Source organism: Mesorhizobium sp. B2-3-13 (assembly GCF_006442195.1).
Lineage (GTDB): Bacteria > Pseudomonadota > Alphaproteobacteria > Rhizobiales > Rhizobiaceae > Mesorhizobium > Mesorhizobium salmacidum.
Map to the genome: position 1 here is coordinate 40,627 of NZ_VFVQ01000019.1, position 21,806 is coordinate 62,432.

At 61.5% G+C, this 21,806-nt stretch carries 23 protein-coding genes, 3 tRNA genes and 1 pseudogene; 16 read left to right on the forward strand and 11 right to left on the reverse strand.

Annotated features, from left to right (window positions below; genetic code table 11):
- Positions 1 to 8 precede the first annotated feature (8 nt).
- The 5 genes and pseudogenes from secDF (at position 9) to FJ941_RS21595 (ending at position 5,284) form a co-directional block, all read left to right on the forward strand.
- Positions 9 to 2,558, forward strand: coding sequence for a protein translocase subunit SecDF (gene secDF / locus FJ941_RS21575; protein ID WP_140508752.1), 2,550 nt, complete (start codon positions 9 to 11; stop codon positions 2,556 to 2,558).
- Between the two features lie 25 nt (positions 2,559 to 2,583).
- On the forward strand, positions 2,584 to 2,979 hold the full coding sequence (locus tag FJ941_RS21580; RefSeq protein WP_181166058.1) for an Mth938-like domain-containing protein: 396 nt from the start codon (positions 2,584 to 2,586) through the stop codon (positions 2,977 to 2,979).
- Between the two features lies 1 nt (position 2,980).
- Positions 2,981 to 3,829: a phytoene/squalene synthase family protein gene (locus tag FJ941_RS21585; RefSeq protein ID WP_181169910.1), complete on the forward strand. Its 849-nt coding sequence runs from the start codon at positions 2,981 to 2,983 to the stop codon at positions 3,827 to 3,829.
- A gap of 83 nt (positions 3,830 to 3,912) precedes the next feature.
- Positions 3,913 to 4,335 (forward strand): hypothetical protein, encoded by a 423-nt coding sequence (locus tag FJ941_RS21590; protein WP_246673923.1) that lies wholly within the window; start codon positions 3,913 to 3,915, stop codon positions 4,333 to 4,335.
- Positions 4,335 to 5,284: pseudogene (locus tag FJ941_RS21595) on the forward strand (sterol desaturase family protein). Before FJ941_RS21590 ends, FJ941_RS21595 begins: the two are co-directional and overlap by 1 nt.
- Positions 5,285 to 5,286: 2 nt before the next feature.
- On the opposite strand, the gene FJ941_RS21600 reads toward FJ941_RS21595, so the two are convergent.
- From FJ941_RS21600 to FJ941_RS21625, 5 genes are all read right to left on the reverse strand, one after another.
- Positions 5,287 to 5,610, reverse strand: a complete 324-nt coding sequence (locus FJ941_RS21600; RefSeq protein ID WP_181169912.1) for a T6SS immunity protein Tdi1 domain-containing protein — start codon at positions 5,608 to 5,610, stop codon at positions 5,287 to 5,289.
- A gap of 218 nt (positions 5,611 to 5,828) precedes the next feature.
- A complete protein-coding gene (locus FJ941_RS21605) occupies positions 5,829 to 6,053 on the reverse strand; it encodes a hypothetical protein (protein ID WP_246672572.1) in 225 nt (74 codons plus the stop codon).
- Positions 6,054 to 6,218: 165 nt separating this feature from the next.
- Positions 6,219 to 7,631 (reverse strand): methylenetetrahydrofolate--tRNA-(uracil(54)-C(5))-methyltransferase (FADH(2)-oxidizing) TrmFO, encoded by a 1,413-nt coding sequence (gene trmFO / locus FJ941_RS21615; protein ID WP_140508757.1) that lies wholly within the window; start codon positions 7,629 to 7,631, stop codon positions 6,219 to 6,221.
- A 562-nt stretch (positions 7,632 to 8,193) separates the two neighbouring features.
- The gene (locus tag FJ941_RS21620) at positions 8,194 to 8,334 is read right to left on the reverse strand and encodes a DUF1127 domain-containing protein (RefSeq protein ID WP_140508759.1); all 141 of its coding nucleotides are present in this window, start codon (positions 8,332 to 8,334) and stop codon (positions 8,194 to 8,196) included.
- A 49-nt stretch (positions 8,335 to 8,383) separates the two neighbouring features.
- Positions 8,384 to 8,524 carry a DUF1127 domain-containing protein gene (locus FJ941_RS21625; RefSeq protein ID WP_013531315.1) on the reverse strand — a complete coding sequence of 47 codons (141 nt, stop codon included), beginning with the start codon at positions 8,522 to 8,524 and terminating at the stop codon, positions 8,384 to 8,386.
- A 233-nt stretch (positions 8,525 to 8,757) separates the two neighbouring features.
- Between FJ941_RS21625 and FJ941_RS21630 the strand changes: the two genes are divergently transcribed.
- On the forward strand, positions 8,758 to 9,876 hold the full coding sequence (locus tag FJ941_RS21630; RefSeq protein ID WP_140508761.1) for a DUF2157 domain-containing protein: 1,119 nt from the start codon (positions 8,758 to 8,760) through the stop codon (positions 9,874 to 9,876).
- Positions 9,873 to 10,457: a GDYXXLXY domain-containing protein gene (locus FJ941_RS21635; protein ID WP_140508762.1), complete on the forward strand. Its 585-nt coding sequence runs from the start codon at positions 9,873 to 9,875 to the stop codon at positions 10,455 to 10,457. The genes FJ941_RS21630 and FJ941_RS21635 overlap by 4 nt, the downstream gene beginning before the upstream one ends.
- Positions 10,458 to 10,482: 25 nt before the next feature.
- Here the strand turns inward: FJ941_RS21635 and FJ941_RS21640 are convergent, their stop codons facing one another.
- Positions 10,483 to 11,187 (reverse strand): class I SAM-dependent methyltransferase, encoded by a 705-nt coding sequence (locus tag FJ941_RS21640; RefSeq protein ID WP_140508764.1) that lies wholly within the window; start codon positions 11,185 to 11,187, stop codon positions 10,483 to 10,485.
- 143 nt (positions 11,188 to 11,330) lie between these two features.
- A tRNA-Leu gene (locus tag FJ941_RS21645) sits at positions 11,331 to 11,415 on the reverse strand.
- Between the two features lie 360 nt (positions 11,416 to 11,775).
- On the opposite strand from FJ941_RS21645, the gene tig reads away from it, so the two are divergent.
- The gene (gene tig / locus FJ941_RS21650; protein WP_027146817.1) at positions 11,776 to 13,251 is read left to right on the forward strand and encodes a trigger factor; all 1,476 of its coding nucleotides are present in this window, start codon (positions 11,776 to 11,778) and stop codon (positions 13,249 to 13,251) included.
- Positions 13,252 to 13,420: 169 nt separating this feature from the next.
- Positions 13,421 to 13,921, forward strand: coding sequence for a hypothetical protein (locus FJ941_RS21655; protein ID WP_246672574.1), 501 nt, complete (start codon positions 13,421 to 13,423; stop codon positions 13,919 to 13,921).
- Positions 13,922 to 14,078: 157 nt separating this feature from the next.
- Here the strand turns inward: FJ941_RS21655 and radC are convergent, their stop codons facing one another.
- Positions 14,079 to 14,840, reverse strand: a complete 762-nt coding sequence (gene radC, locus FJ941_RS21660) for a DNA repair protein RadC (protein ID WP_140508767.1) — start codon at positions 14,838 to 14,840, stop codon at positions 14,079 to 14,081.
- A 198-nt stretch (positions 14,841 to 15,038) separates the two neighbouring features.
- Between radC and FJ941_RS21665 the strand changes: the two genes are divergently transcribed.
- Entirely contained in the window at positions 15,039 to 15,425 is a 387-nt protein-coding gene (locus FJ941_RS21665) for a hypothetical protein (RefSeq protein ID WP_140508769.1), read from the forward strand.
- A 29-nt stretch (positions 15,426 to 15,454) separates the two neighbouring features.
- Here the strand turns inward: FJ941_RS21665 and map are convergent, their stop codons facing one another.
- Positions 15,455 to 16,282, reverse strand: coding sequence for a type I methionyl aminopeptidase (map, locus tag FJ941_RS21670; protein ID WP_027146820.1), 828 nt, complete (start codon positions 16,280 to 16,282; stop codon positions 15,455 to 15,457).
- Between the two features lie 358 nt (positions 16,283 to 16,640).
- On the opposite strand from map, the gene FJ941_RS21675 reads away from it, so the two are divergent.
- The 6 genes from FJ941_RS21675 to FJ941_RS21700 all read left to right on the forward strand — a co-directional run bounded on the left by FJ941_RS21675 (position 16,641) and on the right by FJ941_RS21700 (position 19,965).
- Complete coding sequence (locus tag FJ941_RS21675) at positions 16,641 to 16,937, forward strand: DUF982 domain-containing protein (protein WP_140508771.1); 297 nt, start codon at positions 16,641 to 16,643, stop codon at positions 16,935 to 16,937.
- Positions 16,938 to 17,122: 185 nt separating this feature from the next.
- Positions 17,123 to 17,398: a DUF6074 family protein gene (locus FJ941_RS21680; protein ID WP_246673925.1), complete on the forward strand. Its 276-nt coding sequence runs from the start codon at positions 17,123 to 17,125 to the stop codon at positions 17,396 to 17,398.
- A gap of 196 nt (positions 17,399 to 17,594) precedes the next feature.
- Positions 17,595 to 18,833 carry a pilus assembly protein TadG-related protein gene (locus FJ941_RS21685; protein WP_181166061.1) on the forward strand — a complete coding sequence of 413 codons (1,239 nt, stop codon included), beginning with the start codon at positions 17,595 to 17,597 and terminating at the stop codon, positions 18,831 to 18,833.
- The gene (locus tag FJ941_RS21690; RefSeq protein ID WP_140508775.1) at positions 18,830 to 19,279 is read left to right on the forward strand and encodes a TadE/TadG family type IV pilus assembly protein; all 450 of its coding nucleotides are present in this window, start codon (positions 18,830 to 18,832) and stop codon (positions 19,277 to 19,279) included. Before FJ941_RS21685 ends, FJ941_RS21690 begins: the two co-directional genes overlap by 4 nt.
- Positions 19,269 to 19,673 carry a TadE/TadG family type IV pilus assembly protein gene (locus FJ941_RS21695; RefSeq protein ID WP_140508776.1) on the forward strand — a complete coding sequence of 135 codons (405 nt, stop codon included), beginning with the start codon at positions 19,269 to 19,271 and terminating at the stop codon, positions 19,671 to 19,673. The genes FJ941_RS21690 and FJ941_RS21695 overlap by 11 nt, the downstream gene beginning before the upstream one ends.
- A gap of 216 nt (positions 19,674 to 19,889) precedes the next feature.
- A tRNA-Cys gene (locus FJ941_RS21700) sits at positions 19,890 to 19,965 on the forward strand.
- Positions 19,966 to 20,067: 102 nt separating this feature from the next.
- Here FJ941_RS21700 and FJ941_RS21705 read toward each other — a convergent pair.
- Together FJ941_RS21705 and FJ941_RS21710 are read right to left on the reverse strand one after the other, a co-directional pair.
- Complete coding sequence (locus tag FJ941_RS21705; RefSeq protein ID WP_246673927.1) at positions 20,068 to 21,123, reverse strand: hypothetical protein; 1,056 nt, start codon at positions 21,121 to 21,123, stop codon at positions 20,068 to 20,070.
- 296 nt (positions 21,124 to 21,419) lie between these two features.
- A tRNA-Glu gene (locus tag FJ941_RS21710) sits at positions 21,420 to 21,494 on the reverse strand.
- Positions 21,495 to 21,806 lie beyond the last annotated feature (312 nt).

Genomic DNA, 21,806 nt, shown 5'->3' on the forward strand with positions numbered 1-21,806 from the left:
GACGCCATATGCTTTATTTTTCGCGCTTCAAGATGATCCTGATCTGGCTGGCCGTGGCCGCCACAGTGATCCTCGCCGCGCCCAATCTGTTCCCCGCCAGCACGCTGGCCCAACTCCCCAGCTGGGTGCCGAAGCGGCAGATGACACTCGGCCTCGATCTGCAGGGCGGTTCGCACATCCTGCTGGAGATGAATCAGAACGATCTGATCAAGGATCGGCTCGAGACGACGCGCGATGAAATCCGTACACTGCTACGCGATGCCAAGATCGGCTATACCGGCTTGGGCGGCACGGGACGCACCTTGCAGGTCCGCATCACCGATCCTGCTCAGCTCGAAGCCGCCAAGAAAGCGTTGAAGACCCTGACCGATCCTGTGGCTGCCGGCCTGTTCACCGGCGGTTCCATCCAGGAAATGTCGCTCGACGATTCCGAGCCGGGCCTGCTCAAGTTCACCGTCACCGATGCCGGCATTAAATACCGCACTTCGACCGCATTGGCGCAGTCGATCGAAGTGGTCGAGCGCCGCGTCAACGAACTCGGCACGACCGAGCCTATCGTGCAGCGGCAAGGCGACGACCGCATCCTCGTCCAGGTGCCTGGCTTGCAGGATCCGCAGCGGCTGAAGGAAATCCTCGGCCAGACCGCGAAGCTGACCTTCCAGATGGTCGACCAGTCGATGCCGGTGCAGGACGCGCTCAAGGGGCGCCCGCCCGCCGGCTCTTCGGTGCTCTATTCGCAGGACGATCCGCCGGTTCCCTACCTGATCGAGAACCGCGTCATCGTATCGGGTGAAAACCTCGTCGACGCACAGGCGACATACAATTCGCAGAACAACGAGCCGGTGGTTTCGTTCCGCTTCGATTCGAAGGGCGCCGCACGCTTCGGCCAGGCCACCGCGCAGAACGTCGGCAAGCTGTTTGCCATCATCCTCGACAACCAGGTGATCTCGGCGCCCCAGATCCGCGAGCCGATCCTCGGCGGCACGGGTCAGATCTCCGGCAATTTCACCGCCCAGAGCGCCAATGATCTGGCCGTGCTTTTGCGCGCCGGTGCGCTGCCGGCGACGCTGACCGTCATCGAGGAACGCACCGTGGGTCCGGGCCTTGGCCAGGATTCGATCCATGCAGGCAAGGTCGCCGGCATCATCGGTTCGATCCTCGTCGTGGCGTTCATGTTCGTCGCCTACGGTTTCCTCGGCTTCCTCGCCAACATCGCCCTGGCGGTGCACGTGGCGATGATCGTCGGGCTGCTGTCGCTGCTTGGCGCGACACTGACCTTGCCGGGTATTGCCGGTATCGTGCTGACCATCGGTATGGCGGTCGATTCCAACGTGCTGATCTACGAGCGTATCCGCGAGGAGCGACGCGCCGGTCGCTCGGTAATCCAGGCGATCGACACCGGCTTCTCGAAGGCGCTGGCGACCATCGTCGATTCCAACGTCACGTCGCTGATTGCGACCGTGGTGCTGTTCTATCTCGGAACCGGACCGGTGAAGGGCTTTGCCATCACCTATGCCATCGGCATCCTGACCACGGTCTTCACCGCTTTCACCTTCACCCGCCTGCTGGTCTCGATCTGGCTGCGGCGTGCCCGTCCGAAGGAATTGCCGAAAGCACCGGTGACCTTCGTTCCACCGGGCACGAAAATTCCGTTCATGGGTATCCGCCGGTGGACGTTCGGGCTGTCGAGCACATTGTCGATACTGTCCGTGGTGCTGTTCATGAGTGTCGGCATCAATTACGGCATCGATTTCAAGGGCGGCTCGCTGATCGAGGTACAATCCAAGTCGGGCACTGCCGATCTCGCCGACATCCGCGGCAGATTGACGGAACTGAACATCGGCGAAGTGCAGGTGCAGCAGTTCGGTGCACCCAACGACGTGTTGATCCGCGTCGGCACGCAAGACGCGGGTGAAAATGCCGAGCAGACCGTGATCGACAAGGTGCGCGGCGAGTTGCAGGACCAGTATAATTTCCGCCGCGTCGAAGTGGTTGGCCCGACGGTTTCGGGCGAACTGGCCAAGCAAGGAACGATAGCCATGATCGTCGCGCTGGTCGGCATCCTGGTCTATGTCTGGTTCCGGTTCGAATGGCAGTTCGCGGTCGGCGCCATTGTCGCGACGGTGCACGATGTGGTCATGACGCTCGGGTTCTTCGTCATCAGCGGGCTCGAATTCAACCAGTCGTCCCTTGCGGCGATCCTGACCATCATCGGGTATTCGCTGAACGACACGATCGTCGTCTATGACCGCGTCCGCGAGGATCTGCGAAAATACAAGCGAATGCCGTTGCCGCAACTGTTGAACAACGCCATCAACGAGACGTTGTCGAGAACGACGCTGACGTCCGTGACGACCAGCTTGGCGCTGCTGGCGCTGGTGCTGTTCGGCGGCGAAGTGATCCGCTCCTTCACGCTTGCGATGCTGTTCGGCGTCGTGTTCGGCACGTATTCGTCGATCTTCATCGCGGCGCCGCTGCTGATCCTGTTCAAGCTGCGGCCGCAGGCTTCAGCCGATGAGGAAAAGCCGGTCAACGGTGGCAAGGCGGTCGCGACCTGACGCGCGGGCCCGAAGGGGTGACAGAGTGGTGACCGGCAAAGGCATCGTCATCCGCGAGGCGCATTTCCCTGGCCGCGCCCCAATCGAGGCTTATGGGAATGGCGGCTTCCGCTTTGCCGACATGTCGCATCGCGGCTCGCTCATGTGCCTGCCGTCCGGCATCCACGGCTGGGAGCCGGCAAACCCCCTGGCGCTGACGGTTGCGGATTTCGACCGGCTTCTGGCCGAGGCCGGCAAGGTCGAGATCCTGCTGGTGGGCATGGGCAGGGATCTGCGGCCGTTGCCGGCGGCACTGCGGGGGGCATTGAAGGATGCAGGCATAGCCTTCGACCCGATGTCGACCGGGGCAGCAGTGCGGACCTACAACGTCCTTCTGGCGGAAAACCGCGCCGTGGCTGCCGCGCTCATCGCCGTCGACTGATATGTCGCAGAATGCCAAAATCGTCATGGAGGCGGTGCGCGCCGCCGACCATGACCGGTATCTCACCGGCCTCTACGCGCCTGCCGACAAGCGCGACGCGCTGTTTTCGCTTTACGCTTTCAATGCCGAGATCGCCGGCATCCGTGACCGCATCCATGAGGCGTTGCCCGGCGAGGTGCGGCTGCAGTGGTGGCGCGATGTCATTGACGCCGGCGGCGAGGCGGGCGCTGGTCATCCGGTTGCCGAAGCCTTGAACGCCACCATTGCAGCATTCAAGCTGCAGAAACTGGCCTTCGAGAACATGCTCGAGGCACGTATCTTCGATCTCTATGATGACCCGATGCCATCGCGCACCGATCTGGAGGGCTATTGCGGCGAGACGGCGGCCGCGCTCATTCAACTCGCGGCGATGGTGCTCGATTCCGCCGAGGCGCCAGGATTTGCCGAACTGGCGGGCAGGGCGGGCTGCGCCCAGACAATGACGGGGCTGTTGCTTCTGCTGCCGCTGCACCGCAGGCGCGGGCAGTGTTTTATCCCGGCTGACATCCTGGCGGCGGCGGGCTCGTCGCCGGAAGAATTTGTTGCCGGTGACGGCGGGTCTGGCGCCCAGCGTGCGGTGGCCGCGATGATCGCGCTGGCGCGCGAACATCTTTCGGCCTTCGAGCGGGGTGCCGCCGCGCTGCCGGGGTCATTGCGTCCGGCATTCCTGCCGCTGGCGCTGTCACGCGCCTATCTCGACAAGATGGAAGGCCCGCGCCACGCACCGCTCGGCGGCGTGGCACGGCTGTCGGCATTGCGCCGGCATTGGTTGCTGCTGCGTCGTGCAGGCAAGGGCTGGCCGAAACTTTGACGTAAATCGTGTTAAGGAGTCGGCCTGCCGAGAACTGTTGCCGAAGACGACAGGCTGGCCAGGAGGAAATCCATGAGCTTGCCGTGCTGGTCGCGATCGTCGTGCTAGGCATTGCGCTGTCGGTTGCCGCCGTGCATTTCACCGGCGGCAGCAAGGAAGCAACGCTGGCTGGCGCGGACCAGGTGTTGGGCCGTTTCGCGGAAGATTTTCCGGACGAGATGGCCGTCACAGTCTGCCTAACGACAGATGCCAAGACGGCGTTTCTGGATATGGGGCGAGGGCGCATCGGTATCGTTCATGGCATCGGCGACTGTTTCTTGACGCGTATCGTCACTGCTGCGGACGCCGCGGTGTCCGAACCTGACGAGACGAACACAATTCTGATGCGGCTGACGGACTTCACCTGGAAGGGCGGCCGCTTCCGCTTCGCCAATACCGCCGACGCGCGGGCCTTGCTGAACGCCCTCGATCCGCGAGACACGAGTTCCGCCAGGGAGGCCGCGTGATCGACAGCTACGATTTTCCGCAGGTCACCCAACTGGCTATTCCGTTTTTCGTCGCCGCGATCCTGATCGAGCTATGGCTGGTGCGCACAGGTCGCGCGAAGGGCTCGTTCGAGACGCGCGACACGTTGACCAGCCTGATGATGGGCACCGGCAATGTCGTTGCCGGGCTGCTGCTTGGCGTCGTCTCCTACTGGGCGCTGCTCTGGCTCTGGCAGTTCCGTATCTTCAATCTCGGCCTATCGGTCTGGGTATTCTTGGCCTCCTTCCTGCTCGATGACCTGCGCTACTACGTCTATCACCGTATTGCGCACCGGGTGCGCTGGGTGTGGGCGGAGCACGTCAATCACCATTCCAGCCAGCACTACAATTTGTCGACGGCGCTCAGGCAGAGTTGGACCGGGCTGTTCACCTTCATGTTCGTGCTGCAGGCGCCGCTGGTGCTGCTCGGCTTTCACCCGGCGGTGATTGCCTTCACCTTCGGCTTCAACCTGGTCTGGCAGTTCTGGATCCACACCGAGACGATCGACAAGATGTGGGGCTGGTTTGAATTCGTCTTCAACACGCCCTCGCACCACCGCGTCCATCACGCCACCAATCCGCGCTATCTCGACGCCAACTATGCCGGCACGCTGATCATCTGGGACCGCATGTTCGGCACCTTCGTCGAAGAGCTGGAGGAGGACCGGCCGCCCTACGGCATCGTCAGGAATCTCGGCACCTTCAATCCGCTGAAAGTGGCGTTCCACGAGTGGATCGGCATGTTCAGGGATGCGTTTGCACCGGGGCTTACACTCAGCGATCGCCTGAACTACCTGATCAAGCCGCCCGGCTGGAGCCATGACGGCTCCCGTGAAACTTCGGAAAGCCTGAAGGCCGCCTATGTCAGGCGGAATCCCAGCGAAGGGGGAAGCCGGGATTGCCGAGGGTAGGTGCCGACCCTGCCGAGTAGCGTTACGCGCCTAATCGATCACCTTGAGCCGTACCCTTGAGCCGTACCCTTGAGCCGTCGGACAATTCGCTCAGCCGGCGATGAATATCGGCCATCCCTACGAACTGCTCACTCACGGGGACCACAAACATGTTTTCGACATCGAATTTGCCCTCGGCAAAGGCGGGCAAGATGGTGAAGCCGTAGCATTCTCCCACCTTCGGCTTCTTGCCTGCGGCGTGGAGGCGTTCGACAAGCGGCGGAAGGAACCACTCATTAACCAGATCAGGAGCAGTCCTGATCATCTCCTCAAAGTCCGTCCTGCTGTGAGCTACCTGCTCGGCCAAGCCCCTTCCCGTGTCCAGGCAATGAACCGCGTTGTTCGGTCGCTCGACAAACATGCCTCCCACCATTGAGCAGACAAGCGGGGTCCGGCTCTGGCAAAAGCCATGACCACGCTCTCGCTGCCGCCTGCGCGATATCCGGTTCAAGTTGGAAAGCGATCTCCCGTCACCTGATGCCCATTGGAGCCTCCGCCATGAAGTAGAGCCAGTGTGGTTTTTCGCTAAGAACGACGACGAGATGCTGGATCATTGTCTTGTGCCAGCTGCGAAATCCGGCTCTTTACCCGGTCGATTGCTTCGTCGAGCGGAACGGCAGGCCTCGTATCCCCCATCGACGCCCTCACCAGTGCCCGGATCGATGCCATCAGCTTTGCATGCTCTTCCTCTTCGCGCTGGAAGGCGCGGAGCGCCGCGCGCATTTTCGTACAACCAACCTTCGCCGCCATGGGGTTGGCCGATCAGCGCCTCGAGCGCCGGTATGTGAACCGTAGCTTTTGCAGGTTGTTGCATCTGATGTAGATGCTCCAGATAACCTCATAGTCGCCGGTGAAAGCTTCATCGCTTGTCGGCAAAACCGGCGGCAAGACTTGGGGCAGCCTGTCAGCCATAAATTATTCTGCTGCTTCGGCCGTTTGTGCCGGCAAACCCAGCCATTGCCGGCAATCGCCCCGCGCGCGCGATGTGATGGCATGGCGCTTGGCAACCGTCTTATCTTTGCCGCGCAGACGCTTGCCTTCGATCTTCACCGCTTCCACCGGCGGGAACAGGCCAAAATTGACATTCATCGGCTGGAACGAGCGTTTGCCGGGCTCGTCGTCGGAGACGATATGGCCGCCGGTGATGTGGTTGAGCAGCGCACCGAAGGCGGTGGTGAGCGGCGGCAGCGATGGCGCATGGCCAAGTCGCTCGGCGGCGGCGAAGCGTCCGGCGAGCAGGCCGATCGCGGCGCTCTCGACATAACCTTCGCAGCCGGTGATCTGGCCGGCAAAGCGCAGGCCGGGACGCGATTTCAGCTGCAGCGAGCCGTCGAGCAAGATCGGAGAATTCATGTAGGTGTTGCGGTGCAGGCCGCCCAGGCGGGCGAAGTCGGCGTTTTCCAGGCCCGGAATGGTGCGGAACACGCGCACCTGCTCGGCGTGCTTCAATTTGGTCTGGAAACCGACCATGTTGTAGAGCGTGCCCAGCGCGTTGTCCTGGCGCAGCTGGACGACCGCATAGGCCTTCACCGTCGGGTTGTGCGCGTTGGTCAGGCCCATCGGCTTCATCGGTCCGTAGCGCAGCGTCTCCACGCCGCGTTCGGCCATGATCTCGATCGGCAGGCAACCGTCGAAATAGGGCGTGCCTTCCCACTGCTTGAATTCGGTCTTCTGGCCGTCGACCAGCGCCTGCACGAAGGCGAGGTACTGATCCTTGTCCATCGGACAGTTGATATAGTCCTTGCCGGTGCCACCCGGTCCGACCTTGTCATAGCGCGACTGGAACCAGCAGGTGTCCATGTCGATCGTATCGAAATGGACGATCGGCGCGATGGCGTCGAAGAAGGCCAGCGCATCGGCGCCGGTCGCCTCGGCGATCGATTGGGCAAGCGATGGTGCGGTCAGCGGCCCGGTGGCGATGATCGCCTGGTCCCACTCCGCCGGCGGCAGGCCGGGAACTTCCTCGCGCTCGATGGTGATTAGCGGGTGTGCTTCGAGTTTTTTCGTCACCGCGTCGGAAAAACCGTCGCGGTCGACTGCCAGCGCGCCGCCGGCCGGCACCTGGTTGGCGTCGCCGGCGCTCATGATCAGTGAGCCCGCGAGCCGCATTTCGGCATGCAAAAGGCCAACGGCGTTGTTTTCGGCGTCGTCGGAGCGGAAGGAGTTCGAACAGACGAGTTCGGCCAGGCCATCGGTCTTGTGGGCGTCGGTGCCGCGAACCGGGCGCATTTCATGCAGGACGACGGGGACGCCGGCCTCAGCCGCCTGCCATGCCGCTTCGGAACCGGCGAGGCCGCCGCCGATGATATGGATTGGATTTTTGCTCATGGCGCCGGAATAATCGCTTGCCGCGGCGATTGCAATTGTCGCGCGCGCGAAACGCCTGGTCGGGAAAGCCTGCCCCTGAAAACAACAACACCCGCCGGGGGAGGAGGTCCGGCGGGTGTCGTTTTTGGGGTAGACCCTCGGGAAGAGGTGAAGGCCGACCGTATTCGTCGTAGCCGGGGAGGAGGTCGGCTCAGACGAAATTCTTTTCGCATTTTTAGCGAGGGCGAAGCCTCTGGAGCAAAATTCGTTTTGCCCCGGGAAACAACGCCCGCCGCGGGAGGAGGTGCGGCGGGCGCCGTTTGGGTGGCCAACCCTCGGGAGGAGGTGAAGGTTGGGCCTATTCGTCATCGCCGGGGAGGAGGTCGGCTTTGACGAAATTCTTTTCGCCACTTTAAAGAGGGGCAAAGCCTCTGGGCAAAACTCGTTTTGCCTGGGAAACAACGCCCGCCGCGGGAGGAGGTGCGGCGGGCGCCGTTTTGGTGGTCAACCCTTGGGAGGAGGATAAGGGCTGACCGTCTTCGCTTGGGTCGGGGAGGAGGTCGACCCCAGCGAAATTCCTTGGTTAGATCGCCTTGCGGGCGACGATCTTGATTTCGTCACGGACGATACCGAGATCATGCAGCTGGCGGTTCGAAAGGCGACCCAGCTCGGTAACCGTCTCGCGATATACGCGCCAGTTACGAGAGTTGCGGATCAGGTTCATTGTCGTTCTCTTTTCAGAAACTTGTTCGGACCATTCGCGGTCCGAAGAATTAGACCGCCTTGCGAGCGACGTAAGGAATGTCGCTGCGGCTGATGCCGAGGTCGGTCAGTTCGCGGTTGCTCAGGCGGCTCAGCTCGGACACGGTGTCCCTGTAGCGGCGCCAGTTGCGGTAGTTGCGGATCAGGTTCATGGTAGTTCTCGTTTCGTCTTTTTCGCGGATCATTCCGTTTGTGTACGAACCATAAATAGGGGGCCCACATCGATTTAAAAGCGCTATGACTGCATGGCAGCAATGCAAATTGTGCAATGCAACATTAACGCGGCTTCACGGACCTGACACAAAGAAGCTGGAATCAGAAAGTGCCGTGGCGTCAAGGATTTGGCTGCGTCGGCTAAAACGACGACCGGGTGGGGAGTGAGGACATGGCGGGGTATTCGACACTGGTCAGGGCCGACATCGAGCGATGGCGGCAGGCCGGACTGATCGACGCCTCGACGGCTGATGTGCTCAGGCGCGACGTCGACATCAACGCACGCCAGTCGCTCAGCTTCGGCTCGATACTGGCGATGATGGCAGCCCTGCTCTTTGGAGCGGCCGTCCTTATCTTCGTCGCCGCCAATTGGGAAACGATCCCGCGGCTGGCGCGGGTGGCCGCGCTTTTTGCCATCATCCTTGGCGGCTATGTCGGCGGCGCGGTGCTGAAGACGCGCGACCACGCGGCGATCGCCGAAGCCCTGTGGATCGTGGCGGCGGCTGCCTTTGGCGGTTCGATCGCGCTGATCGGCCAGATGTACCATCTGTCCGGCGACGAGGCTTCCGCGCTGGTCACCTGGGGCGCCGGAACGGCGCTGGCGGCGGTCGCGCTGCGGTCGAACCCGCTGACCGTCGCTTCGGTCGGCATCGCCGACGCCTGGCTATTCCTGAAGGGGTTCGACTATTACAGCCGCAGTGAGTTTCCGCATGCCTTCGTCGTCATGGCCATCGTGCTGTTTGCCGTCTCGTTCTGGACCCGCAGCCAGCCGGCGCGGCACCTGATCATCCTGTCGCTGCTCTTCTATCTCGTATTGCTGGCGATGGACCGTGCGACCCTGCCAGTGGCGATCCCGCTGGTCATTGTCTCTGTGGTGCTTTTCGCTGTTGCCGTCTTTGCACCGGAACCGGTCGACAGGATCGTGCGGCTTGGCGGCCGCTTGCCGCTGCACGCGTTGCTTGGCTTCCTCGCCGGCCTGGCCATCATCCAGTTCGAACTGGCCGACGAAAGTACCTACAACAGCGGTTTCGCCATCGCTTCGGTCGTCGCACTGGCGGGCATCGTCGCGGCAATCGTGCTGGCGGGACGGGAGAGCCGTGGCCTGCGCTGGCTTGCCTATCTCGGCTTCGCCTTCGAACTCGCCATGATCTATGTCGTGACCTTGCAGTCGATGCTCGACACGGCCGGCTTCTTCCTTGCCGCCGCGGTGCTGCTCGGCATCCTGGCGATCATCATCATCCGCGTCGAAAAACGCATGAAGGGTCCGGCAACGGGGGGAGCCACCGCATGATGACCGGAAAGAGGCTTGTTATCTCGGCGCTGGTGCTGGCGCTCGTCCAGATCGGGTTCCTGAGCTGGATCATCGCCGGCCGGGCGGCGATCCTGCGCAACGGCAAGGAAGTGCTGCTGAAGATCGAACCCGTCGATCCGCGCGATCTCTTGCGCGGCGACTACATCATCCTCGGCTACGCGATTTCGCGCATTCCGGTGAAAATGATCGCCAACATTCCCGCCGGCAAATTCTCCAGCGACGATACGTCGATCGTGGTCCGCCTGAAAAAGGGTGCTGACGGCTATTGGACGCCGACCACCGCCTGGCTCGGCAAGGCGCCGGCGCTAGCCGCTGCCGACGAGGCTGATATTGCAGGCCATGTCGCCGAAGGCTGGGATCTGCGCAGCGAGGGCATGACCATCGCGCCGGACTACGGCATCGAGCGGTTCTACCTGCCGGAAGGCGAGGGGATGGCGATCCAGAGCGACATGCGGGTGCGCCCGTTCGGGATAAGGCTTGCGCTCGCCAGCGACGGCACCGCGCAGATCAAGGCACTGGTCGACGGCGACAAGACGCTGTTCGAGGAGCCGCTTTATTGATGTCCATCGCGCCCATAATGTGATTTCAGAGAAGCTTTCGGCGAAGCAGTCGAAAGTCGACAATGCGGAGGAGTCTGATTTTGTCGGTCACGAATCTGTCGAATGCCGCGTCGAAATCATTCCCGATCGCTCGCCATTCGTCTCTCAACGCGCGAACGCGCCGTGCGCGCAGCCAGTTCTTTACCTTGGCGACGGCCCCCTTGGGTTTCAGGATAACGCCGCAGCCGTAGTCGGCATCCACAGTGAAATAGTCGAGATCCGGATTGCCCAGAACGAAATCAATAAATGCCTTGTAGGTCACGCCGCACCACTCACCGCGGAAAAAGGAGGGATTGGCTGCGGTCCGGTTTGGGGGCAGGCAGTCATGCACCACCACGGCACCCCCGGGCGAGACCATGCGGAAGGCTTCCCGGATATCGCGCGCCGAGCATTCGTATGTGTGGTGCGGATCAACGAACACAATGTCGAATGTCTGCCCCTTTAGGCGCACGTCATTGAGACATGCCGCAATATCCTCGTCTGTGGAGGTGAAATCTACGGGGAGGCCATCGACTGGCGGCTCAGTTGCCCGATACACTAGGCGCATGCAGGGCTGAAAACCCAATTGTGCCGCTTCTATATACCTGAAGCCAGTAGTGCTCGTGTTGATCTCCAGGTAACTCGTGAGCCCGAAGCGCACCGAGAGCAGCCCACAGATGTGGGCCTTGTTCCAGTATTCAAGCATCATCATTGTTCCGCCATTCCCGACAATGAGTTGACCTCATTATCGGCAATCTCTCAAGCGATCGATCGGTAGGACTTTTCACAGGGTTTCGGCCGCGGAACGATGGCAACAGATCCGGGATGAGGCGGAGCCAAACGGTCACGTGGGGTTGGTGCGGATGAAGGGACTCGAACCCCCACGCCTTTCGGCACTGGAACCTAAATCCAGGGCGTCTACCAGTTCCGCCACATCCGCATGACCCGGCAATCCCATGTAGCCATCATTCTGTCAATGTCGGAGACAAGATATCGGGTCAGGGCCGAAATGTTGGTTATTCGCCTAAACGCGAAGACTGTTGAAAATTAGGCTCGCCTGTGACAAAAGGCGTGTCAAATGTGACGGGACGCGACGATCCGCTTCTACAAGATGTGATAAGAAGTAGGAAAAACAAGAACTTATTCACATTTTGGAACGCAGTTTGGGAGAGTTTGAGCCGTATTTCCGGTCAAATCGCCAGGTTCCGTACCAAAAGCCATTCCCGGCAAGAATTACCGGCAGGCTGTGAACGGCAGGGAGCCGTTTGGCAGCCTCATTGGTGAAAACAAAGGTTTTACGATGCAGGTCACCGAAACACTCAATTCCGGTCTCAAGCGCGAGATCAAGATCACCGTGCCGGCCGGTGATATGGAAGCCAAGCTGATGGCGCGGCTGTCGGACGCCCGCGACAAGGTTCGCATCAACGGCTTCCGTCCGGGCAAGGTGCCGGTGCAGCACCTGCGCAAGGTTTATGGCAAGTCGTTCATGGCCGAGGTGGTCAACGAGATCCTCAACGACTCGACCCGTTCGATCATCACCGGGCGCGGCGAAAAGGCCGCCATGCAGCCCGAGGTCATCATGACCGAGGACGAGAAGGAAGCCGAGAAGATCCTGGCCGGCGGCGCCGACTTCGAATTCCGCCTCAACTATGAGGTCATTCCGGCGATCGAGATCAAGGATTTCTCCGACATCAAGGTAACGCGCCAGGTGTTCGACGTTCCGGATTCGGAGATCGACGACCAGGTCAAGCGCGTCGCTGAATCGGCGCGCAGCTACGAGCCGAAGACCGGCAAGGCCGCCGAAGGTGACCGCGTCTCGATCGACTATGTCGGCAAGATCGCCGGTGAGGCTTTCGCAGGCGGCGCCGGCAATGATCAGCCGCTGGTGCTGGGCTCCAAGGAGTTCATTCCGGGCTTCGAGGAACAGCTGATCGGCACCAAGGCCGGCGACGAGAAGCAGGTCACCGTGACCTTCCCGGACAACTACCAGGCAGCGCATCTGGCTGGCAAGGAAGCGACCTTCGACGTCACTGTCAAGGAAGTGTCGAAGCCCGGCGAACTGGAAATCAACGACGAGACCGCCAAGAACCTTGGCCTGGAGTCGCTCGAGCGCCTGCGTGACATCGTGCGCGGCCAGATCGAGAACCAGTTCGGCTCGATGACGCGCCAGAAGGTGAAGCGCCAGCTGCTGGATCAACTCGATGCAGCCTATTCGTTCGAAGCGCCGTCGAAGCTCGTCGAGGCGGAATTCAACAACATCTGGGCACAGGTCAACCGCGACCTGGAAGCCGCCGGTCGCACCTTCGCCGACGAAGAGACGACCGAGGAAGAGGCACGCGCCGAATACATGCGCCTTGCCGAGCGCCGCGTGCGCCTTGGCCTGGTGCTGGCCGAGATCGGCGAGAAGGCCGGTGTCACCGTGTCGGACGAGGAACTCCAGCGCGGCCTGTTCGAGCAGGTTCGCCGCTTCCCGGCCAACCAGCAGCAGGAAGCCTTCGAGTTCTACCGCAGCAACCCCGAGGCGCTGAACGCGCTCAGGGCGCCGATGTTCGAGGAGAAGGTTGTCGACCACCTGCTCGAACAGATCTCGGTCACCGACGTCAAGGTCAGCAAGGAAGAGCTGATGGCCGACGACGAGGAGGCCGAAACCGCGACCAAGGCGAAGCCGGCGAAGAAGGCCGCCGCGAAGAAGGCTGACGACAAGAAAGCCGACGACGCGGAAGAGCCGAAGAAGAAGGCCGCACCGAAGAAAAAAGCGGCCAAGGACGCCGAGTAGAGCGCACGTTCCGACGAATTCCGAAAGGCCGCCTTCGGGCGGCCTTTTTCGTTGCGAAACTGCAACATCGAATTGGCTCGTGATGGGCGCCAGTGGCGATACGAAGCCTTGATCATTATCTGATTGGTTGGAAGACCAGAGGTAATTGGTGATGTCGCTGGGGGTGGAAATGAGGCGCGCTGCCGCCACGGTGTTTTTCCTGGCCTTGGCCTGCGGCGCTGCCGGGGCCGGCACGGACAATTGGCGTTTCGACACCGGCAATGACGGCCTCGTCACCGCATCGGTCTATGCCACCAACAAGCTAATCACCGGGGGCGGCGCGTTGAGCTACAGCCCGGTGCTGACCATTGCCTGCCGGGCAGACGGCGAGCCGGTCTGGACCGAATGGCTGCAATTGAACGACGCCGTCTCCGCCAGCCGGAAAATCACCATGTCGGTCACCATCGACGGCGACAGCAAATTCGATGAGAGCTGGTCCGTCGGCACGCGCGGCAGGCTGCTGATGCGCGACGGGGCCGATGGCATCAAGCGCCTCGTTCCGGCAAACCGCCTGCTGCTGTCGTGGCGCTTCGGGCTGCTGTCCGGGCGCGGTCAGGCCGATTTCGACCTGGCCGGCTTCGGTGAGGCGGTCAGCCAGATTGCCGGCAACTGCAAGACCGATCCGCCTTGATTTCGAAAAGTGGCGGTCGTTTGGGCTGTCGTCACCTGGAAGATTGATCCGCGAACTGCGTGGTATCAGCATCATTCTTTCCACGATTGAATGATTTCAAATTCCGGCCAGGATAATCGCCAGCGCAGTGGCGGTGCTGCCTCGCGGGATTTTGGACCTAGATCAGCAGCAGGCCTTTCATGCTGGCGTATCCTTTCCGCCCGATGATGATGTGGTCGTGCACGGAAATGGCCAGCCGCTTGGCCGCTTCGATGATCTCCTTCGTCATCTCGATATCGGCGCGCGACGGTGTTGGGTCGCCCGAGGGGTGGTTATGCACCAGGATGATCGCGGTGGCCGACAGTTCGAGCGCGCGCTTGACCACTTCCCTGGGATAGACCGGCGTGTGGTCGACCGTTCCGGTCTGCTGCACTTCGTCGGCGATCAGCGCGTTCTTCTTGTCGAGGAACAGGATGCGGAACTGCTCGCGCGCTTCGAACGCCATGGCCGAGCGGCAATAGTCGAGAAGCTGTTGCCATGAGGCCAGGACTTCGCGGCCATGGACCTCGCCGCGCGCCATGCGCTGCGCGGTCGCCGCGACGACCTTCAGCTCGAGCGCCACGGCCGGGCCGATGCCCTTGACCTCCTGCAACAGGCCGATGGGCGCGCCGAGCACTTCGGCCAAGGTGCCGAAGCGGGCCAGCAGCGCCTTGGCGGCCGGCTTGGTGTCGGCGCGCGGGATCAGGCGGAAGAGCAGGAGTTCCAGAAGTTCATAGTCGGGCAAGGCATCCGGACCGGCCGAGGCAAAGCGCTCGCGCAGACGATCGCGATGGCCGAGATAATGCGGCTTTTCATCGACTGCCGCCTTGGCTCTCGCCGCCGGCCGCACCGGCACCTCGGAGAAGAAGCTCCGTTCGTCGTCGTCGCCTTGTGTCGCCATGTGCCGCCCATATCCAGTCGCAGCTGAGCAATGATCGCTGATCCCCGCGAAATACTAGGACGGCGGGCAGGGGCGGTCGAGGTTTTTTCGGCGGCAAGGAATGAGTAAGCCTCCGACTTCTACGCAATGTTGCGGCAATGGCAGTCGCGCAGGCTCTCGGTGTCATCATCGATGACGCCCCATTCGGAGACAACCAAGATGCCCAGGCCCATTCGTATCCTGCTGCCCGCCGGGCTGCTTCTGAGCTTCAGTCCTGCAATGGCTGCCCCGGTGATCGATGCCGTACCCGGCCGGTGGCGCGCTGATCAGAACCCGATCCATTTCATCCAATATGATGATCCTTGCACGGACGGCCGTTACAGCGACCGGAGGCCGCACAATTGCCGCGAGATCCTGCGCATGCTGGATCGCCGGGAGCGTTATCGGGAAAGGCACGACTATTACCCGTACCCGCGCGAACGCTACGATCCATGCACCGATGGCAGGGTCAGCGATGGCCGTCCGCGCAGTTGCCGCGAAATAATGCGCTGGTTACGAGACCAGGACGAGGACGAAGACTGGCGGCCACGCAAACACTGGAAATAGGCCGCCATCCAAGACCTCACCACGGCCTCCTAAACCGGCAAGCCAGGGCGGTCGAGCTTTTTGGGCGACAGCGTGAAAATCTCGCAGCCGGTGTCGGTCACGCCGATCGTGTGCTCGTATTGCGCCGACAGCGAGCGGTCGCGTGTTACCGCCGTCCAGCCATCCGACAGCACCTTCACATGCGGCCGGCCGAGATTGATCATCGGCTCGATGGTGAAGATCATGCCGGGGCGCATTTCCACGCCTTCATTGGCATTGCCGTAGTGCAGGATGTTGGGGGCGTCGTGGAAAAGCTGGCCGACGCCGTGGCCGCAGAAATCGCGCACCACCGAGCAGCGCTCGGCTTCGGCGTAGGTCTGGATGGCGGCGCCGATGACACCGGTGCGCGCGCCCGGCCTGACGGCGGCGATGCCGCGCATCAGGCATTCGTGGGTGACCTCGAGCAGGCGTTCGGCTGCCCGCTTGATCGTGCCGACCGGATACATGCGCGAGGAATCGCCGTGCCAGCCGTCGAGGATGTAGGTCACATCGATGTTGACGATATCGCCATCCTTCAGCGGCTTGTTGTCGGGAATGCCGTGACAGACGACATGGTTGATCGAGGTGCAGGACGATTTCGTGTAGCCGCGATAGTTGAGCGTGGCCGGCAGTGCGCCGTGGTCCATGCCGAACTCGAAGACGAAACGGTCGATGGTGTCGGTGGTGACGCCGGGACCGACCATCGGCACCAGCTCGTCCAGGCAGCGCGCGGTGAGGTCGCATGCCTTGCGCATGCCGGCAAAGCCTTCCTCGCCATAAAGGCGGATTTGGCCGGTGTTTCTGAGCGGTGCCGTGGCGGCGTCGAGATAGGTGACCATTTTGCCCATATAGAAGGTGGCGCGCCGCAGGAGCGCGGGCGCGGAGATGTCACCAGATTTGGCACCTGAGGGCGAAAGGTTCAAGGACGAACTGCCTGATGCGGCCCCTACGGCCCGGATATTCGCTTGCCCCGCCGGTCAGGCGCACGGCCTTCGACGCGGAGACCGACCCGGCCAACCAGTAATCGCCGCCGCCGGCAAGGTCTGCCGGCCGCTCGAAGCCGGCAGACCTTCCCTTGCCAGATGCAGCAAAGGAGACAGTTTTCCGCAGTGACGACACATTTCCATGGCACACCGCACAAAGCAACTTTTGACGATGAGCGGCGTTGCTTGGGCGATGCCGGTCGGGAGGTGTCGGATGGACAGATTGCAATTCGAGGTGCCGGTGCGCATCGCACCAGGCCCCGGCTTGCCCGTCGAGGAAATCTACAGCGTCGAGCAGGCGCTCGATTTTCTGCAGGACTGGCCGGCGCGCCGGCAGGGACCGGTGTATCAGAAAGCCTTCAATGCCTGTTTCGGTGCCACGGTCGATGTGGTCGAGACCGAAGACGCCTGCCGGGCGTTCATGGCGTTCTGCCGCGTCGCCGGACTGATGGCCGGCGACATGATGGCGCCGCGCAAGCGCGGCGGCGAGGCGAGAGCGCTGCAGGCCTGAGGGCGTCATCGAGTGGGGGGAACCAGTTCAGCTTGAGTGTGCATGACGATTCGCCTGCGTTCAGCTTGAGTGTGCATGACGATTCGCCTGCGGCGATGCATTGGCCGGCGCTGTTAAGCTTCCGTTTCCACCTTCGCGGTTAGCCATTGATTGTTCGGCAATGGTTGATTCGTTGCGTCAGTTTCATGGGTCGGAAGATGTCCTCAGAAAAAGTCCGTGCGTTCCCGATCGATCGTCAGCTGTTCTTGGTCAGGGAAGTTGCCGCCAAGCTCGGCAATCTGCATGGCGAGACCGCCACCTCGTTCTGGAAGACAAAGGCGGCGGAATTGCTCGATCTCATTGTCGGGACGGGCAGAGACAGAACGGCAGCCGGTGACGAAGTGCGCAGGTTCTTCCTTGCCGTTCAAAGAGAGTTATTGGCTGGTGCGACCGTGGAAGAGGTCCCGATCCTTACCGCCTGAAGTAAATCCTGCCCGCAAGCAGGCTGCACGCTTGGCGACGCCGGAAATGCGTCATTTGCCCTCCATGGCATGCCGAGAAGGTGCGCGTACCGAGGCCGGCTGTTGGAGCCAATGGCTGCTGGCCAATGGTTGTCTCGTAGAAAGTGAATCGAACTTTTTAGCCGTTCATTCATACATGCGTGCTTTCTAATTGATCATGCTGTTCAACTGCTTCACCCGGATTCGGCTCGTGGCGGCCGGTATGCGCCGCAGCAGAGCTGCGAACGTCGCCACCATCTTTGCCCTTACCCTGCCGATCGTTGTCGGTGCGGCGGGTTTTGGCGTTGAAACCTCCTATTGGTACTACAACAGCTTGAGATTGCAGGCCACGGCGGATGCCGCGGCCTATGCCGGCGCGCTGGAGAAGATCGCGGGTTCCGACACGCCGACGATCGTCGCGGCCGCGACCCAGTCGGCGACCGACAACGGCCTCGGGAACGGCACCATCGTCGTCAATACGCCGCCGACGTCAGGGCCGAACATTGCCAAAAAGGCCGTCGAGGTGGTCCTCGGCCAGAATCTCGACCGGATGTTCACCTTGATCTTCACTCAGAGCCAGGTTCCAGAAAAGGCGAGGGCGGTGGCGCTCATCACCGACGCCTCCAAGGCTTGCCTCCGGGCGCTCAATCCGTCGGCACCGCAGTCGGTGCTCTTCTCCGGCAGCACCAGCATGACGCTCAACGGCTGCGTCATCATGACGAATTCGATCGCCAGCGACGCCATCAAGGTGCAGGGATCGGCGGCTCTCACGGCCGACTGCCTGATCTCGGCGGGCGGCGTCGTGCTGAACAATCCGGTGACCACGATCTGCAAGGCGCCGATCACCCAGGCCTTGCCCGTACCCGATCCTTTCGCCAGCGTGCCGGCGCCCGCCGCCAGCAACCCATGCCAGAATGTCAACGGAGGCAAGTCGACCCAAACGATCCAGCCCGGGACCTATTGCAGTGGCATGAGCCTCAACGGCAATGTCACGCTTTCTCCCGGCGTCTATGTTGTCCAGGGCAATTTGAAAATCAACGCGGGCGCGGTCATCCAGGGCGACGGCGTGACCATCTTCATGGCGGGCAGCAGCACCGTCAGCATGAACGGGAACGCGACCGTGACGCTCAGCGCGCCGCAGTCGGGCACCTATTCCGGCATGCTGTTCTACGGTGACAGGACAGGCACGGCGGCGCAGAGTACCTTCAACGGTACGGCAACATCCTTGCTGACCGGCGCCATCTATTTCTCCAAGCAGCAAGTGAACTACCTGGGCAACTTCTCAGGCAACAATGGCTGCACGCAGATTGTGGCCGACACTATCCAGTGGTCCGGCAATTCCACGATCAACCAGGACTGCTCGAGCCTGGGAATGAAGGACATCCCCGCGGCGGCGTCGGTCGCGATTGTCGAATGAAGCGCGTGGCCTATCGATTGATCCCAGCCATTCGCGAAGACGCGGGTGCAGCCGCGGTTGAGTTCGCGATGGTCCTGCCCATCCTTTGCCTGGTACTGCTCGGCATCGCCGACGGCTGGTCATACGTCACGAGTTCGCTGTCTATGCGCGCCGGCGTGAAGACGGCGGCGAACATGGTCTTGGCGGGCTCCGCCGACGACAGCGCGACACGGGCCGCGGCAATGGCGAACTGGGAGAGGATGCCGGACGACGGTCAGGTCACGCTGAGCCGGATCTACAAATGCGGCACGACCGTGGTCGACGCTTCGACCTTGTGCAGCGGGCCGAAGGCACCGTCGGTCTTTGTCCAGATCGACGCATCGGCGACGTGGACTCCGCCCTTTACGTTCGGCGTGTTTTCCGCCCCCAGCGCGATCGGCCAGCAGGAGCTGATCCGTGTTCGGTAATACGGGAGGCTTCAGGGACAATCGATCGGGCGGAGCCGCGCTCGAATTCGCGCTGATCGCACCGTTCCTTATCATGCTGCTATTCGGAATCTTCGCCTTCGGCTGGTCGATGAATACGGCCTCCAGCGTTCGCTACACGCTGGAGGCGTCCGCACGGTCCCTGCAGCTTAACAACACGCTGACCCAGGCCGACATCCAGGCGATCGCGACGCAGAAACTGCTTGCGCTGGGTCTGAAGAATGTGAACGTCACGATCGCCACCGACCCGGCGACCGGCGGCTTTCGCATGGCGCACCTGACCGCTGCCTATGCGTTCGTCATAGATTTCCCATATTTCAACGCCTACCCGATCAATTACGCGACGACCGTTGCCGTGCCGCTGGTCGGCGGTTAGCCACGTAGTCCGCCAGACCGCGAATCTGCTGGCCTCGAGCCCTGCGGCCGGGCTGTATGAGTTCCCCTCGTTGACGAGCATGCAATTCAAGTCTGGCAAAGGAGTCATGGGTCGCGCTTTCTGGCGTGACGGGCTCTTTTTCACAGTGGGGCGTAGCCGAATTTTATCCAAGACATCAAGGATCTTTAAACTTCTGCCCGTTACCAGAGCACGTATGGCCTCGTGGCGGAGCGGCTACGCTAGAGACTGCAAATCTCGGAAGCCTCGGTTCGATTCCGAGGCGAGGCCTCCAAAATTCCGAAGCTGATGGACTGGTGGATCGGGCGGGAGTGGATCCATCCCTGCTCCATTTCCGCATTACGCCAAGCGTTTCCGCTTGAGCGCAAAAAAAGTTCTAACGGAACAGATATTTCGACACTTCGGGGTTGCCGCGGCGCCACATCACATTGTCGAGGAAGTAATGGTGCACGTTGATGAAGATCAACACGATGAAGAAGAACAGCGACGATCCCAGGACTTCCCGGTCATAGGGGACAAGGGCCGTCAGCACGGTCGGCACCAGCCAGAAACCCAGACCGCCGAGGAGAAGGCCAGCACTGATGAACTCCAGAAGCCGCACCCTGTAAGCCGGACCAAGGACGGACAGGATTCTGGATGGCGGAACTTTCTCGGCATCGCGCCCGTCACGCTCGACATTGCTCTGGTAACGCCAGACCACCGCCAGGTACTGCAAGGAATGGAGCGCCGGCACCACAAGCAGCCAGAGCGGATTTGTCCTTACGATCAGAATCCAGAGATATAGGGATGCGATGTAGGCGATGACGCCGTTATACGGCAGGCTGCCGCCATTCCTGCTCCAACGATTGATCAGCATCACGGCAGTGGCGGCCGTGGAAGCGGCCGCGGCCGCCACCGCAATCGCGTTGAGCCATGCAGGGGTGGCAAACGTATAATATTCCAGCCCCAGGTATTTTCCCTGGCTGACCGCCGTGTTCGTCTGAAGCCATGCGAACAGCCAAACGGCATAGCTGTTGATCAGCAGGATTTTCTTGTCCGGATCGGTGAAGAACCTGCGCTTCAGGACGGCATCCACCATCAACATACCGTAGCCTTGCTTGACATAGTGCCAGCCCACGAAAAAGAACATCGCGTTGGTTGCGTTGCCCAGCAGCCGGGCGTTCGCCGTTATCGAGCCGTAGGCAAAAAATGCACCCATGAGTAGGGGAACGATGATGCCGGCGACGATGTAGCGGATCTGGAGGTTCCTGTCGTAGCCGTCGCCGCGCAGCTTCCGCCCAAAATTGCGGTAGAAGAGTTGGTATGAGTGGGCGAAGTGCGGATAGTTGATCAGATAAGCCAGGAAAAGCATCGTCGCCGCCACGAGACCTTCGTATCTCAGTGGCACGAAGTACAGCGCCGGCAAGATCAGGAATGCGCCGCCGCCGAGCATCAGAAAGTCCGCGAGCGACCAAAGAGATATCTTGGTGGCGTTGCCACGGGAGCGCGTATATCCGCCGAAAGGTGAACTGCCATATGAGCGCTCCCTTCGTATTCCATTTAATCACTGGCCCGTCTGATCGACAAGACAGAGGAGCCGGGCGCTAGACTAGCGCGAAAGGCATGGGGTATCGGCTGCAACGGATGCCGTAACCCGCAATGTTGTCGACGCGATGCGCCCCTGCCAAATTGCATCGGCCAGGCGTTCGCTGCGTAGAATCGGAAGAGGGACTGGAGGTCCGGAAGATCTGGTACGCCCAAGGGGAATCGAACCCCTGTTACCGCCGTGAAAGGGCGGTGTCCTAACCGCTAGACGATGGGCGCGCTCAGACGAAGCGGCTTATACTGGCGTTGCGCGTAACCGGCAACCCGTTAGGTGCCGCCTTGGACAACTTTTTTCCAGCCTGCCAAATCAGCGATTTCGCGAGGGGTCGGCAGGGCTTGGCGATCAGCGGTGACATTAGTCGCTTCGCCATCCACGGGCGGAGCAAGGAGCGTAGCGAAGCGGCGCAGACCCGAGAATCATGCCGCGACTTCAACGCGTTGCCGTGGTGCAGAATTCTGCTCCCGTTGCGATCTTTGCCAGGGTCACGGCATGGATTTCGGGTCTTCGCGACGGAGCTTCGCTCCTGCTTA